The organism is Streptomyces sp. NBC_00820, assembly GCF_036347055.1.
Lineage (GTDB): Bacteria > Actinomycetota > Actinomycetes > Streptomycetales > Streptomycetaceae > Streptomyces.
Genome location: NZ_CP108882.1, coordinates 6,042,818 through 6,057,692 on the forward strand (window position 1 = coordinate 6,042,818; position 14,875 = coordinate 6,057,692).

The window sequence follows — 14,875 nt, forward strand, 5'->3', positions numbered from 1 at the left end:
GTTTCAGTCCTGCGCCGCACCCTTCCCTTCCGCCGAGATCGCCGAGCCCGCCGGGTTCTCGGTCTCGGGCAGGGCGGTCGTGCGCAGACGCGGGAGCATGCCCGGGGCGGCGAGTCCGGGCAGGATCAGCCGCCACAGCGCTGAGACCCGCGCGGGCAGGTCCCGCCGGTTGCTGTACGCCTGTGACATCACCTGCAGGCCGGTGAAGGCACCCACGACGGTGGCGGCCACCTCCCGCAGATCCATCCCCGGCAGCAGCTCGCCCTGCTTCTCGGCCTGCTTCAGGGAGTCCTCGACCACGGCGATCGACTGGTTGTAGGGCGCCTGGGCGGACGGGGAGAACGACGACTGCTCGACAGCCAGCCGCACACTGGCGCGCAGGACCGTGTCCCGCTGCAGCCGGTGCGCGAATTCCAGCGTGAGGTCGATGACGGCCTGCAACTTCACCGGACGGTCGGGCGCCACCAGCGCCTCGCCCTGGGCTTCCACCAGCGCGACGGCGATGGCCTCCTTCGAAGGGAAGTGGTGATACAAGGCGCCTCGGGTGAGACCGGCTCTGGCGAGGATCTCGTTCGTGCTGGCCGCGTCGTAGCCACGCTCGCCGAACACGTCTGCGGCGGCCTCCAGGATCGAGCGTCTCGACCTGATGCCCCGCTCCTGTTGGGCCATCCCAACCCTCGCATTTCATCTCTCGGAAACAAACAGACAAGTCTGCATTGTATTCGTCCGGGCAGGGCGGCCGCAGCCCGGGAGCGTCCTCGGTCAGGGGCGCCCCAGGCGGAAGCCGACCCCGCGCACGGTGATGATCCAGTTCGGTGATCCGAGCTTGCCGCGGAGCGTGCTGACGTGCGTGTCGATCGTGCGACCGCGGCTCGACCAGTCGTCACCCCACACCTCACTCATCAACTGGCGGCGGGAGAGTGTGGTGCCCGGCCGGGCGGCGAGCAGGTGCAGCAGGTCGAACTCCTTGGGAGTCAGCTCCACCCGCCTGCCTTCCACCAGGACCTCCCGGATCCGGGCGTCCACGCGCAGCGGTCCATGGGTGACGACCTGGTCCGCCGGCGGCCGGGGGCGGACCCGCCGCATCACCGCCTCTATGCGGGCCAGGAGCTCCGGCAGGCCGTACGGCTTGACGACGTAGTCGTCCGAACCGGCCTGCAACCCGAGAACGCGGTCGAGTTCCGCGCCGCGTGCCGTCACGGTGATGATCGGCACGTCACCGACCGCCCGGATGCGACGGCACACCTCCAGGCCGTCCAGATCGGGCAGATCGAGGTCGAGCAGGACCAGGTCGGCGTCGTGGTGAACTCGCAGCGCCTGGGCCCCGGTCGCCGCGTTCACGGCCGCGTAGCCGTGCCGGCGCAGATCCTGCATCAGGACGTCCGCGGCCCCGGCGTCCTCGACCACCAGGACGCGCAACGCCTCCCCCTCGTCGGTCGGCATGTCCGTTCCCGTCGGCGCGGTCCGGGGTGAGAGTCTCCCCGGACGGACGCCGGCCAGACGCCGGCCGTACTGCCCCGCGCTTGGGCTGACCGAATCCGCGACCTGCAGGTTCATCCACCCTCCCCGTAAGCATGCCCACAACGAACCGTCGAGCACTGCCGGGAACGTATCAGGCAGATCTGTCTGGTTGTCAATCAACTCCCGACAGGTGGAGCGCATGCGGAGCGGGGCCCGCCTGGCAGGACGCCGCAGGTAAACGGGAGGAAAACGGATATGACGCCCGCATGTACGTTGTGGCGGCTCGAGGGGTCGGGACGTAACCTCCTTGAAATCAAACAACCTGGCCTGATTTTAATCAGGCTTTACTCGAAAAACATACCGGTGTGCCAGTAGGTTGTTGCTGTATGCATTCGGTTGGTGGCAGGGGGGCATGTGGTCCGGGTCATCCCTGCTCGCGCACAGGCAGGAGACGCAACGCAGATGCTGAGTTCGGTCAAAGCGCCCGGAACCGGCGGCGCCTCGGTCGGGGGCCGGCGGCTCACTTCCACCGTCCCTCGTGAGTACGTCCACCGCGCCTCGGTCGCCGAGGTGTTCCTGACGGGCTGGGAGGCCGACGCGGCAGCCTCGCTGGACTCCTTCGTGGTTCACGCCCAGTGGCCCCGCAGCCACGCGCTCTTCGCTCCGGCGGCCGGCCACCAGGACCCGCTGCTGCTGATCGAGTCGATCCGGCAGACCGGAAGCCTGCTGGCGCACGCCGAGTACGGAGTGCCGTTCGGCCACCAGTTCCTGATGTGGGACATCTCCTTCGACGCCACCGCCGCCGCCCTCGCGGTCGACCCTGCCCCGACCGACGTCGAACTGCACACGGTCTGCCACGACATCGTCCGCCGAGGCACGAGCCTGGCGGGCATGCGCTACACCGTCTCCGTCCGGCGCGACGGACAGCCCGTGGCGACCGGCAGCGCGCGATTCAGCTGCGCGAACCCCACCGTCCACCGGCGGCTGCGCGGCGAGCGCCCCACCACGACGGGGCGCACTCTGCCGGTACCGGTCGACTCGGCCGAGGTGGGTCACGCGAGCCCGCGGCACGTCCTGCTCGCCGTCCCGGCGACGGTGGGAGAGGCGCGATGGGAACTCCGCGTCGACACCAGCCACCCGGTCTACTTCGACCACCCGGTCGACCACGTACCCGGAATGCTGCTGATCGAGGCCGCACGGCAGGCGGCCCGCGCCGTGACCCGGCGGCCAGGTGCCGTCCTCCTGGGTCTCGAAGCCGAGTTCACCCGCTACGCCGAGCTCGACGTTCCGTGCTGGATCCAGGCCCGGGTCGAACGCGCCGACTCCGCCGGGGACCTCCGCGTCCACGTGCGGGGCATCCAGCGGGACGAGCAGGTCTTCGCCGCGGAGATGGTGCTTTCGACGTCCGAGCGCCCGAGCATGTCGCACCGGCCGGAGAACCTCGCGTGCGCACCGTTCTGATCACCGGCGCGGCGGGCTTCGTCGGCAGCCACGTCGTGCGCGAGGCCGCGCGCGGGGGCGCGGAGCTCACTCTGATGTCGCACCGCCGGCCCCTGCCCACCGCGGGGTCCGGCCGCCGGACCGTGGCGGCCGACCTCTCCGACCCGCGCTCGCTGCGCGGCGTGTGCGACGGCGTGGACGTCCTGCTGCACTGCGCCTCGCACATCGGCGGGACGCCCGAGGCCAATGAGTCCGTCAACGCCCAAGGGACGCGGAACCTGCTCGACGAGGCCCGTCGCGCCGGGGTGTCCCGCGTCGTCTACGTGAGTACGGCGTCCGTTTACGGTCGCGGCACCTTTCGGGGAGCCGGCCCCGGGCAACTCGTCCGGAACCCGGGATCACCCACCTCGTCGGCCCGCGCGGCGGCCGAGGACGCCGTCCACGAAGCCGGCGGCGTCGTCCTGCGCCCCCATCTCGTCCACGGCGCGGGGGACACCTGGGTGGTGCCGGGTCTGGTCCGGCTGCTTCGCGCGCTGTCCGGCGCCGTCGAGGGCTGGACCGCCCGGATGTCCGTCATCTCCGTCCGGGACCTGGCCCGCCTCGTGGCCGGTGCCGGCCTCGTGCCCTCGGGCGACCTCACCGCGGCCACCTACCACGCGGTCCACCCGGTGCCCGTCACCGCGGCCACGCTGCTCCGCGCGGTGGCCGCGTGTGCCTCGCTCCCCTGGCCGGAACGCGATCTGTCCGTGGCCCGGGCCCAGGCGCTGCTCGCCGCGGACAGGCAGGCGTCGCACGCGCTCGACATGGTCAGGAGCGACCACTGGTTCGACGGCCTTCCCCTGTGGCGCGATCTGCGCCTCACGCCCGCCCCGGACTTCGCCGCCGACTTCTCCGAGTCGGCGCGGTGGTACCGCCGCACGTTGCCGGCCGCCTGACGGACGCTCGGCCGTCGCCTCTCGGCCGACTTTTTTCAGCGCCGCTTTCCTTCGCTCCTTCGCCTCTCGCCGCCGCCCTTCGCCCCCCGCCCCTGCTTTCCCCCTGACGCCCGGCCCTCGGGGTCGGTCCCCGGCAGGGGCCGGGGTGTCGCGGGCGGAACCCGGCGGCGTACTCTGGGTGCGCCATGCCGTATGAACCACCCACTCACACCGTCGAGCGCTCCCTGCGCGCCACGACCGGAGCGAAGGTCATTGCCGGTGTCGACGAGGTGGGACGGGGAGCCTGGGCCGGACCCGTCACCGTCTGCGCCGCGGTCACCGGACTTCGCCGCCCGCCGCAGGGCCTGACCGACTCCAAGCTGCTGACGGTCAAACGCCGTACGGAACTGGCGGAGATACTCCAGTCGTGGGTGACGGCCTACGCGCTGGGGCATGCCTCCCCGGAGGAGATCGACGACCTGGGGATGACCGCCGCGCTGCGGCTTGCCGCGGTCCGCGCCCTGGACGCGCTCCCGGTCCGTCCCGACGCCGTCATCCTCGACGGGAAGCACGACTATCTCGGTGCCCCGTGGACGGTGCGCACGGTGATCAAGGGTGACCAGTCGTGCGTCGCCGTCGCCGCGGCCTCGGTGATCGCCAAGGTCCAGCGCGACAAAATGATGGCCGAACTGGGCATCGACCATGCAGACTTCCGCTTTGCGGACAACGCCGGGTATCCGTCACCCGTGCACAAGGCCGCACTGGAGGAGCGGGGGCCCACCCCGTACCACCGCCTGTCGTGGGCGTATCTTGATGCGCTGCCCCAGTGGCGGCACCTCAAGAAGGTCCGCAGCTTGGCGGACGGAGGCGTTCCGGTGATCGAGGGCCAGCTCGGCTTCGATTTCTGACGTTTCCACTCGCACTGATGTGCCACCCCCGGTCATCCGTGCCGCACCAACGTTTGATAGATATCAGCTCATGCCTCTCATTCCCGAGGAGCCTCAGATTCACGAGAGTGCCCAGGGTCCCCGCGTCGCTCCGGCCGCCGGCCGTACCACGCCGACCCCCCGTCCCGTACCCGGTCCCCGCCCCGCGGCTCCGGCCCGTCCCGGTCGTCCCGGCCCCCTGCGGCCGGCCCCGCCGGCGCAGCGCACGTCGCGTGAGGCGGCTCCGGCCATGCCCGGCCCGTCGGGCCCGGCCGCACCCGCCGCCACCGCGGCGACCCCGCAGGTCCAGTTGCTCCCGGCCTCGGCCGAGGGTGCGCTCGACGCCGCCGAGGAGGCGGTGGACCTGCTGCTGGACTCGGGCCGCGCCCCTGGTGAGGTCCTGGTGATCACCACCGGTACCCAGCACCCGTGGGCCGAGCACGAGCTGTCCTTCGGTGACACCGCCTACTGGGCGCAGCACGACACCGGCGACGACGTCTTCTACGCCGACGCCGCCGTGGTCTCCCGCGCCGCGTCCCGTCCCGTGGTCGTCGTGGCCGTCAACGGTGGCCCCGCCTCCGCTGCCGCCACCGTCCTTCCGCTGGCCCGCGCCCGGGCCGGGGCACTGCTGATCGTCTGCGGCGACCCGCAGCAGATCAACTCGCTGCTGGACACCGGCGTCTGACGCACGCCCCGTACCTGACGGTCGCGGGGTGCCGGGCTGTCCCGTGGGCGAATCCGGGTCACGGCGCCGTAGTGGTGCTGTGACCCGGGGCGTGCGCCTCGTGTGACGCCGGACCGTACGCCCAGGACTTCGGCCCTGGGCGTCGTGCGTTTCGCCGCTTCATGCGCCGCGTCGTGCGCCGCGCCGACGGTCCCGGTGGTCCCGGCAGTCCCGGTGGTCCCGGTGGTCACGGCAGTCCCGGCGGTCGCGGGTCTCTCCTCAGCGCGCCGCCACGCGGCGCAGGACCTCGGAGACCGGTCCGCCGGTGCGGGGGGCCAGTGGCGGGACCTCCGAGAGGGCGACGGGCTCCGGCGTCGAATGAGCGTGGGGACGGCGCCCGCCGCGGCCCTCGCCGAGCACCTGCCAGCCCTCCTGGGTCAGCGTGATGTACGCACCGCAGCGCAGTCCGTGCAGGGTGCAGGCATCGCGCAGCCCCCACATCCACGCGCCGTCCTCCTCGGTCCAGCGCGCGTCGCCCTCCCGGCAGTAGAGCAGCACGGCGGTGCGTACCGGCGTGCGGCGGCGCAGGTCGTGCGGGATGACCCGGCGGAGCTGGTCGAGCAGCGCGTTGCGGAACATCCAGCCGTCGGCCGGGGCGGAACGACGTGTGAACGAGGCGCTGGCACACAGTCGTTCGTCCGGATCGAGCACGGCCACGATCGCCGTGGACGGTTTGGGGTGATGGCGGGCGTGCAGACCGCTGACGACCTCGCGCGGGTTGTTCAACAGGGGGATTGCTGCGGCGGCCCACTCGGCGGGCTCGAGCAGACGACTGGCGGAAGCGGCGGATGTGGACGTCGACAACGAGGCCGCCGACGACGAGGCGAATCCGAAGGTCACGTTCCTCCCTTCGGCTACGCGCCCACACTGCGGGCGAGGTCGGATTCGGGGGAGCGCGCACCGCAGGGAAGCCCAACCGGATCACGGGCGAGCCGTGCGGGGAGCGGAATCCAATTCTTCCTCTCGAACTGGAATGCGGCAACGAGCAATTGGGGCCACCGAGCGTTATCTGGTGGTGTGTGATGTATATCCCTACCCACAGGGATGGCTGTCGACGCCCGGGGTGTTCGATTCGGGTGCCGGGGCCTGCTCCGTCCGTGTGCGACGTGATGGTGGACGCCGTGCTGACGGGGAGTGGGTGACCTCGTCGGCGGTGGCGGCGGCGATGGCCGTGGCTGAGGTGCCTGTGGTGACGATCGCTGTGCCGTGGTGACGGCTGAGGTGCCCGCGGTGACGATCGCGGTGACCGTGGTGACGGATGAGCTACCTGCGGTGACGATCGCTGTGCCGTGGTGACGGCTGAGGTGCCCGCGGTGACGATCGCGGTGACCGCGGTGACGATGAGGCGCCTGCGGCGACTTTCGTACGAGCTCTTCGTCACGCCGTGTGGATTGGCCGATCGTCCTCACCATCGGGTTGCATGGGGGGATGGACCATCTGGAACTCCGTACCGAAGCCGACATCGTCCTCGCTGAGCTCGTCGGTGACCCAGGGGGCTCGGCGCGGCTGCGGGAGGACCAGTGGCAGGCCGTGGCGGCGCTGGTGCAGGACCGCCGGCGTGCGCTGGTGGTGCAGCGCACCGGCTGGGGCAAGTCGGCGGTGTACTTCGTCGCCACCGCGCTGCTGCGCCGGCGTGGCTCCGGCCCGACGGTGATCGTCTCGCCGCTGCTGGCGCTGATGCGCAACCAGGTCGAGGCGGCCGAGCGGGCCGGCATTCGGGCGCGCACCATCAACTCGGCCAATCCGGAGGAGTGGGACACCATCTACGAGGAGGTGGAGCGCGGCGAGACCGATGTCCTGCTGGTGAGTCCGGAACGCCTCAACTCCGTCGATTTCCGCGACCAGGTACTGCCCAGGCTCGCGGCCACGACCGGTCTCCTGGTCGTCGACGAGGCGCACTGCATCTCCGACTGGGGCCACGACTTCCGCCCCGACTACCGACGGCTGCGCGCCATGCTCGCCGACCTCGCACCCGGTGTCCCGGTGCTGGCCACCACGGCGACCGCCAACGCGCGGGTCACCGCGGACGTGGCCGAGCAGCTGGGCACCGGCGCCGGTGAGGCCCTGGTGCTGCGCGGCTCGCTGGAGCGGGAAAGCCTGCGCCTCGGTGTGGTCCAGCTGCCGGACGCCGCGCACCGCCTGGCCTGGCTGGCCGAGCACCTGGACGAGTTGCGGGGTTCCGGGATCATCTACGCGCTCACCGTCGCCGCGGCCGAGGAGGCCACCGCGTACCTGCGGCAGCGGGGCTTCAACGTGGCCTCCTACACGGGGCGCACGGAGAACGCCGACCGCCTGCAGGCCGAGTCCGACCTGCAGGCGAACCGGGTCAAGGCGCTGGTGGCGACCTCGGCGCTCGGGATGGGCTTCGACAAGCCGGACCTGGGATTCGTGGTCCACCTCGGGTCGCCGTCCTCGCCGATCGCCTACTACCAGCAGGTCGGCCGTGCGGGCCGCGGCGTGGAGCACGCCGATGTGCTGATGCTGCCCGGCCGGGAGGACGAGGCGATCTGGCGCTACTTCGCCGATACGGCCTTCCCGCCCGAGGCGCAGGTCCGCCAGACCCTCTCGGCCCTGGCCGACGCGGGACGGCCGCTGTCCGTGCCCGCCCTGGAAGCGGCGGTGGACCTCCGGCGCACCCGCCTGGAGACGATGCTGAAGGTCCTCGACGTGGACGGCGCCGTGCGCCGCGTGAAGGGCGGCTGGGCGAGCACCGGGCAGCAGTGGGTGTACGACACCGAGCGGTACGCGTGGGTGGCACGGCAGCGGGCGGCCGAGCAGCAGGCCATGCGCGACTACGTGAGCACGTCCGGGTGCCGGATGGAGTTCCTGCGCCGGCAGCTCGACGACGAGGGCGCGGTCCCGTGCGGGCGCTGCGACAACTGCGCGGGCGCCTGGGTCGGTTCAGCCGTCTCGGCCGAGGCGCTGGCGGGAGCGACGAAGGAGCTGGACCGCCCGGGGGTGGAGGTCGAGCCGCGCCGGATGTGGCCGACGGGGATGCCCGCCCTGGGTATCGAGCTGAAGGGGCGCATCCCGGCGAAGGAGCAGTGTTCCACCGGGCGCGCCCTGGGCCGGCTCTCGGACATCGGCTGGGGCAACCGGCTGCGCCCGCTGCTGGCCGAGAACGCGCCCGACGGTCCGGTCCCCGACGATGTCCTGCGGGCAGCGGTGGCGGTCCTCGCCGACTGGGCCCGCTCTCCCGGCGGCTGGGCCTCGCAGTCCCCGGACGCCGCGGCCCGGCCGGTGGGAGTCGTCGCCGTGCCGTCCCTGTCTCGTCCGCAACTGGTCGGCTCCCTCGCCCAGGGAATCGCGTCCGTCGGCCGCCTCCCGTTCCTGGGCACCCTGACCCACGCGGACCCGAGCGGCGCGCACACGGCACACCGCAGCAACTCCGCCCAGCGTCTGCGCACCCTGTCCGGCGCGTTCACCGTCTCCGCGGAGCTGGCCGGCGCCCTGGCCGACTCTCCCGGCCCGGTCCTGCTCGTGGACGACCGCACCGACTCCGGCTGGACCCTCGCGGTGGCTGCCCGCCTGCTCCGCCAGGCAGGCTGCCAGGAGGTTCTCCCGCTGGTTCTCGCCGCGGCGGGCTGAGCTTTCCCTGTCGGTCTCCTCGGCGCTTACCCGCTCCCCGCTCTTCCTCGGGGAGCGGGGTGTACCTGAGGGCGAGCGGGGCTGTCGGCTGCCTGCGGTGCTGCGGTGCTGCGGTGTTGCCGGCTGCCGGCTACCGGCGTTGCTTCGGCCTCGGCCGCAGCCGATCTTGTCGTGTCCCTGTTGCGAGTTATCCACAGGCTCAAGCGGAATCTCAAGATCCGCGAGATCGTCTGGGCATGACGAATCACGGCGAAACCACCGGACCCTTCGAAAACGGTGACATCACGGGAGGAATCCCGCTCGACGGGCGGTCCGCGCACGACGCCCAGGTCACGCTGCGCACCCCGGCCGAGCTGGCCGACGCGCTGCCCTACCTGCTCGGCTACCGGCCCGAGGACAGCATCGTCCTGGTCGCCCTCCACGACCGCGGCGGCCGGGGCAGGTTCGGCGGGCGAGCCCGCCTGGGCATCCCGGCGGGCGAGGACGACTGGGCCGCCGCCGCGCGGCAACTGGCCAGGGGCCTGGTGACCGGCAGTGAGCGCCGCGGTGCCCGGCCCGAGCAGATGGTCGCCTACGTCTGCCAGGAGCCGCGACCAGGTGAATCCGGCCAGGACGTCAAACGGCGGCTCGGGCCGCTCGCCCAGCTGCTGCGCACCGAGTGCGGCAGCCTCGACGTACCGGTGATCGAGACCCTCTGTATTTCGGACCGCCGCTTCTGGTCGTACTCCTGCCCGGTCGTGGGATGTTGCCCCGAGGAAGGCACGCCGATGGGTCTGCCCGGCACCTCGGTGCTGGCCGCGGCCGCCACCTACGCCGGAATCCAAGTGCGCGGCACCCTGAGGGAGTTGCGGGCCAGGATGCTGCCCTGGGAGACCTCCGCCGCCCTCGCGCAGGAGGTCGCCCTGGACACCGCGGGCATGGCCCTGGTGCCCCGCATCCTGGACGACGCCAGGCGTGCGGACGTCGCGTCGGAGACCCTCGGCCTCGCCGAGCGCGTCATTCGCCGGTTCGCGGCGGCACCCCCGGTCTCCGGTACGCACGTGGCGGACGCCAGGGACGACGCACTGCTCGCCCACGACGAGGCGGCGACGCTGATCCTCGGGCTCCAGGACCGTACGACCCGCGATCGGGCGGCCGGCTGGATGGAGGGCGACGAGGCCGGACCGGCCCTGCGGCTCTGGCGCGCGCTCGCCCGCCGCTGCGTCGGACCGTACGGCGAGCACGCCGCGGCCCCGCTGACTCTGGCCGGCTGGGTCGCCTGGTCGGCCGGCGACGAGCTGGAGGCCCGTGAGGCCCTGGCGATGGCGCTGGGCGCGGACCCCGACTACCTCTTCGCCCGCCTCCTGCACCAGGCATGCAACGAGGGGCTCGACCCCGAGGCGGTCCGCCGATGCCTGCGCGCGGACCGGACCGGACGCACGCTGGGCGGGGACATGGAGGAACAGGGCATGGAGGAACAGGACACGGAGGAACAGGGCGAGGAGGATCGAGACACGGAGGAACGGGACAGGGACCCGGAACAGACCGGCCCGGCATCGGGGCCGGACCGGTCGTCGGACATCCGCGCGGCAGCCGCGGGAGCCCCGGGACACGGGACCGCCGCGGCAGCCACGGGGCAAGCGGAGTGCCGGGGCGGCGAGCCGGCCGGCGGCGCTGACGACGGCGAGCCGGCGAGGGACACCGGCGACGAGCCGGAGGACGGCGCTGGAGCCGCGTCGGGCTCGCGCACCGCTCCCCGCCGACGCCGCCGCGCACGGCCCTCGGACACCTGCGACAGCGGCGCTCGCCCAGCGCGAGCCGAAGGTCGACGTCGGCGGCCGGCCCACTCCCGCCCGCAACCGCCCGCCACCGGACCCGCATACCCGGGCAGCGCCAGGCCCGGCGGCACGCGCACGCGTGCGGACGACGGCACAGGCGGTGCCACCAAGGCGGAGACCGGCCGGCACGCGGCTGAGAGCGACGGCTGAGCACGAAACCGGAACCGGAGACGATGCAGCCGCCAGCCGCCAGCCGCCAGCCGCCAGCCGCCAGCCGCCAGCCGCCAGCCGCCAGCCGCCAGCCGCCAGCCGCCAGCCGCCAGCCGCCAGCCGGTACACCGCCCGCATCCGCATCCGTCGGTACAGCCCCAGGGCCGTCTCTGCAGGGAGGCCCGGGGGCGGGGACGCATCCCGCGCGCCGAGGCCGAGTGTCGCGCATCACACCGCTATTCGGTCGGCTTCTCCGCCTCGGCGCGTGACCCGGACGAGCCTCCTCGCGTTCACCTGAGTGGCGGAACGCCTGAACACCGGGGCGTCGCCGCTGCACGACCCTTGTCCCTCCGGGCGCTCACCCCGCGCCCGGCACGTCCGAGGCGCACCGTGCGCAGAAGAAGGCACGCCATGCATCAGCAGCCGACTCCGCCCTCCCGCGCCGAGGACAGGCGCCCGCCCCGGGTCCGGCACGAGCCGTCCCCGCCGATGGCGAGCGCCACCACCGCACAGGCGGGCACGGCCGTTTCACCGGTGCCGCCGCCACCACGCACCGCGCCGACGGCACCCTCCGCCCACGACCGGCCCCAGCCCGCCTCCTCCGCCTCATCACCGGGCCGACCCCACCGGCCGTCCGGTGCCGTCCCGCGCCCAACGCCGGTGAGTCCCCGCTCCGCCCCCGGCCTGCCGTCCACGCACCACGCCCTGATCTGCGTGGCCCTGCCGGGCCTCGCCATCTCGGACGAACAGGGGCAGCTGAACGGCCGGGGACTGGAGGGGTTCTACCGGGGCGGCCGGCGCCTGCTCTCACGGTGTCAGGTCCGTGTCGCCGGGCGCGAACCCCTGGCGGTGCAGGGCAGGATGACCGCGGCCGACCAGGCCCGGTTCGTGGGCACGCTGCGCGCCTCGCCCACGACGGGACCGGATCCGGACATCGTCGTGGAGCGGACCCGGTACGCCGACGGAACCGAACACATCACGCTGCGCAACACCGGTCTGCGCCCCCTGCGCCTGCCCGTCGAGGTCGCCCTGGGCACCGACCTCGCGGACCTCGGAGCCATCGCCTCCGGCGCGGCGGGCCCCGAACTCCCCGCGAGTGTCCACGATTCGGGGCTGCGCTGGACCGCGAACGGCGGCGGAGCCTGCGTGACCGCGGACCCGCCGCCCGCCGACGCGCTGGCCTCCGCCGGACTGCTGCGCTGGGAACTCGACCTCCCTCCGGGGGGAACGGTGAGTGTGGAGCTGCGAGTACGTCCGGTCGGAGCGGGACCGCTGCGCTCAGCGGGCCACGCGGCGACCAGCCCCCTCGGACTTGCCCGGGCGGCCGGCGACGACCCACGGGTGTCCGCATGGCTCCGGGTCGCGGTCGACGACCTCCAGGCCCTGCTGCTGCGCGACCCCGCTCACCCGGCCGACACCTTCCTCGCGGCGGGCGCTCCCTGGCGCTGCGGCATGGCCCCGGCCGACGCGCTCGCCGCGGCCCGCATGGCGCTGCCCCTGGGCACCCGACTCGCCGCGGGCACACTGCGCACCCTGGCCCGCACACAGCTACGGAGCCCCGACGCGCGGGCCGGCCTGATCCCCGGCCCGCTGCGCGACGCCGGCGCGCTCCTTCCGCCCGCCTGCACCGGCACGGAGGCCACACTGCTCTTCCCGGTACTGCTCGCCGAGGCCCGCCGCTGGGGCCTTCCCGAACAGGAGACGCGCGAACTGCTGCCCACCGCGGAACGCTGCCTGGCCTGGCTGCGCACCACCGTCGGCGACGGCACCTACCTCCCCGACCCGCAGCCCGCGGGCCCGGTCCGCTGCGAGACACAGGCCCACGGGTACCGCGCCGCCCTCCTCGGCGCCGATCTCCTCGACGCGTACGGACGGCCTGGCGCCGCGGAGTTGCGGCAATGGGCAGAAGTCCTGCGGTCGGCGTTCCAGCGTGAGTTCTGGGTCGAGGACCGTGGCGGCGGACGTCCGGCGATGGCCCTCGCGCCCGACGGCCGGCCGCTGCCCCACCTCGGCTCGTCCGCCGTCCACCTCCTCGACACAGGACTCCTCGGCGGCGGCCGGCTCGCCCAGGGCCTCCTCGACAAGGTGCGGACCGACCAGCTCGCCCGACTGCTCGGCGGCCCCGCGATGGACACGGGGTGGGGACTGCGCGGGCTCGGCGCCAAGGAGGCCGGACACAACCCGTTCGGCCACCGGACCGGAGCCCTGCGAGTCCACGAGACCGCGCTCGCCGTCGCGGGGCTGGCCGCGGCCGGATACGAGAAGGAGGCCGGCGGCCTGCTGAGAGGACTGCTGGAAGCGGCGGAGCACTTCGGGTACCGACTGCCCGACATGTTCGCGGGGGAGCAGCGCTCCGGCGGGAGTGCTCCCCTCCCGCACCCAGCCGCCTGCCGTCCCGCGGCCACCGCCGCCGCCTCCGCGGTCCTGGTCCTCGGCGCGGTCGCGGGCATCCGCCCCGATGTCCCCACCGGCACGGTCACCCTGCGCCCGTTGCGAAGCGCTCCCCTCGGCGAGCTCGGCCTGACCGGGCTGCGCGTCGCGGGCGCCCCCTTCGCCGTACGGGTCACCCGAATGGGACTCGCCATGGTCGAGGAGGCGGCGGACGCCCTGCAACTGGGAGTGTGACCCCGCACGCCGCCGAGTGCGACCCGTACAAAGCCGAGTGCGACCCCGTACGAAGCCGAGTGCGACCGCGCACGGCGTTGCGGTTCGACCTCGCACGACGGCGGGTTCGACCGCGTACGAAGAGTGCGTGCGACCTCGTGCGGGAGGTGCGTGCGACCTTGCACGAAAGCGTGTGTGACCTCGCACGACAGCGCGCGCGACCCCGCACGACGCGACCGGCACGACGAACAGGAGCCCGCCCTGCGCCCCATACCGGAACGAAGCGGATCCGCCGTCGATGCGACCGGCGAAGGACGTGTTTATCGTCAGGCAGACGACTATGATCGCCGCATGCCCTACGACCCGTCAGCCTTCCCGCCCTTCGCCGTCACCGTGGACCTGGTCGTGCTGACCGTGCGCCGCCATGCCCTGTGCGCGCTGGCGGTACGCAGGGGCGAGGCGCCGTTCCAGGGGCGCTGGGCGCTGCCCGGCGGCTTCGTGCGGGCCGACGAGAACCTCTCCCAGGCGGCGGCGCGCGAGCTGTCCGAGGAGACCGGGCTGTGCACCCAGGATCCCGGGGCCCCGGCCCAGGACAAGGGCGCCCACCTCGAGCAGCTCGCCACCTACGGGGACCCCGAGAGGGACCCGCGCATGCGCGTGGTCAGCGTGGCGCACCTCGCGCTCGCCCCCGACCTGCCCGCGCCCCGGGCGGGCGGCGACGCGAGCAACGCGCGCTGGGCGCCGGTCGAGGAACTGCTCCAGCAGGGCGGATACGGCCGCGACGGCGAACCGGTGGCGCCGCTGGCCTTCGATCACGCCCGGATCCTCGCCGACGGGGTGGAGCGAGCCCGTTCCAAGATCGAGTACTCGTCGCTGGCCACGGCGTTCTGCCCGCCGGAGTTCACCGTCGGAGAGCTGCGCCGGGTCTACGAGGCGGTCTGGGGCGTCGCTCTGGATCCGCGCAACTTCCACCGCAAGGTCACCGGAACGCCGGGGTTCCTCGTGCCCACCGGTGGCACGACCACCCGTCAGGGCGGCAGGCCGGCACAGCTCTTCCAGGCCGGCGGCGCCACCCTGCTCAACCCGCCGATGCTCCGCCCCGAGGTCTGACCCCGAAGCAGACCCCGAGGTCGAGCCCCGAGGTCTGACGGGGCCCGACGCGGGCGATGTGCAGGTCGGCGCGACGGCGGACCGGCGCGCCGACCGCGCCCGGCCCGGTCCCTCGAACGGCCCACCCCGGTTGCGCCACTT

11 protein-coding genes are annotated in these 14,875 nt (G+C 73.3%); 8 read left to right on the forward strand and 3 right to left on the reverse strand.

Translation table 11 applies throughout. The annotated features are described in order from the left end of the window. Positions 1 to 3: 3 nt before the first annotated feature. Both OIB37_RS27280 and OIB37_RS27285 read right to left on the reverse strand, forming a co-directional pair. The gene (locus OIB37_RS27280) at positions 4 to 669 is read right to left on the reverse strand and encodes a ScbR family autoregulator-binding transcription factor (protein WP_330460245.1); all 666 of its coding nucleotides are present in this window, start codon (positions 667 to 669) and stop codon (positions 4 to 6) included. Positions 670 to 762: 93 nt separating this feature from the next. After that, complete coding sequence (locus OIB37_RS27285; protein WP_330460246.1) at positions 763 to 1,443, reverse strand: response regulator transcription factor; 681 nt, start codon at positions 1,441 to 1,443, stop codon at positions 763 to 765. Between the two features lie 480 nt (positions 1,444 to 1,923). On the opposite strand from OIB37_RS27285, the gene OIB37_RS27290 reads away from it, so the two are divergent. The 4 genes from OIB37_RS27290 to OIB37_RS27305 all read left to right on the forward strand — a co-directional run bounded on the left by OIB37_RS27290 (position 1,924) and on the right by OIB37_RS27305 (position 5,426). Further along, positions 1,924 to 2,922, forward strand: a complete 999-nt coding sequence (locus OIB37_RS27290) for a ScbA/BarX family gamma-butyrolactone biosynthesis protein (RefSeq protein WP_330460247.1) — start codon at positions 1,924 to 1,926, stop codon at positions 2,920 to 2,922. Next, on the forward strand, positions 2,907 to 3,836 hold the full coding sequence (locus OIB37_RS27295) for an NAD-dependent epimerase/dehydratase family protein (RefSeq protein ID WP_330460248.1): 930 nt from the start codon (positions 2,907 to 2,909) through the stop codon (positions 3,834 to 3,836). Before OIB37_RS27290 ends, OIB37_RS27295 begins: the two co-directional genes overlap by 16 nt. Before the next feature lie 185 nt (positions 3,837 to 4,021). Then, positions 4,022 to 4,723: a ribonuclease HII gene (locus OIB37_RS27300; RefSeq protein WP_330460249.1), complete on the forward strand. Its 702-nt coding sequence runs from the start codon at positions 4,022 to 4,024 to the stop codon at positions 4,721 to 4,723. 70 nt (positions 4,724 to 4,793) lie between these two features. Further along, positions 4,794 to 5,426 carry a hypothetical protein gene (locus tag OIB37_RS27305; protein ID WP_330460250.1) on the forward strand — a complete coding sequence of 211 codons (633 nt, stop codon included), beginning with the start codon at positions 4,794 to 4,796 and terminating at the stop codon, positions 5,424 to 5,426. A gap of 258 nt (positions 5,427 to 5,684) precedes the next feature. Here OIB37_RS27305 and OIB37_RS27310 read toward each other — a convergent pair whose 3' ends face one another. Further along, positions 5,685 to 6,305, reverse strand: coding sequence for a hypothetical protein (locus OIB37_RS27310; RefSeq protein ID WP_330460251.1), 621 nt, complete (start codon positions 6,303 to 6,305; stop codon positions 5,685 to 5,687). 588 nt (positions 6,306 to 6,893) lie between these two features. Here OIB37_RS27310 and OIB37_RS27315 point away from each other — a divergent pair. From OIB37_RS27315 to OIB37_RS27330, 4 genes are all read left to right on the forward strand, one after another. Further along, positions 6,894 to 9,053: a RecQ family ATP-dependent DNA helicase gene (locus tag OIB37_RS27315; protein WP_330460252.1), complete on the forward strand. Its 2,160-nt coding sequence runs from the start codon at positions 6,894 to 6,896 to the stop codon at positions 9,051 to 9,053. Between the two features lie 236 nt (positions 9,054 to 9,289). Continuing rightward, positions 9,290 to 11,020 (forward strand): DUF4192 domain-containing protein, encoded by a 1,731-nt coding sequence (locus OIB37_RS27320; RefSeq protein WP_330460253.1) that lies wholly within the window; start codon positions 9,290 to 9,292, stop codon positions 11,018 to 11,020. Between the two features lie 660 nt (positions 11,021 to 11,680). Next, a complete protein-coding gene (locus OIB37_RS27325) occupies positions 11,681 to 13,645 on the forward strand; it encodes a glycogen debranching N-terminal domain-containing protein (protein WP_330460254.1) in 1,965 nt (654 codons plus the stop codon). 330 nt (positions 13,646 to 13,975) lie between these two features. Next, entirely contained in the window at positions 13,976 to 14,734 is a 759-nt protein-coding gene (locus OIB37_RS27330) for an NUDIX hydrolase (protein ID WP_330460255.1), read from the forward strand. Positions 14,735 to 14,875: the final 141 nt, after the last annotated feature.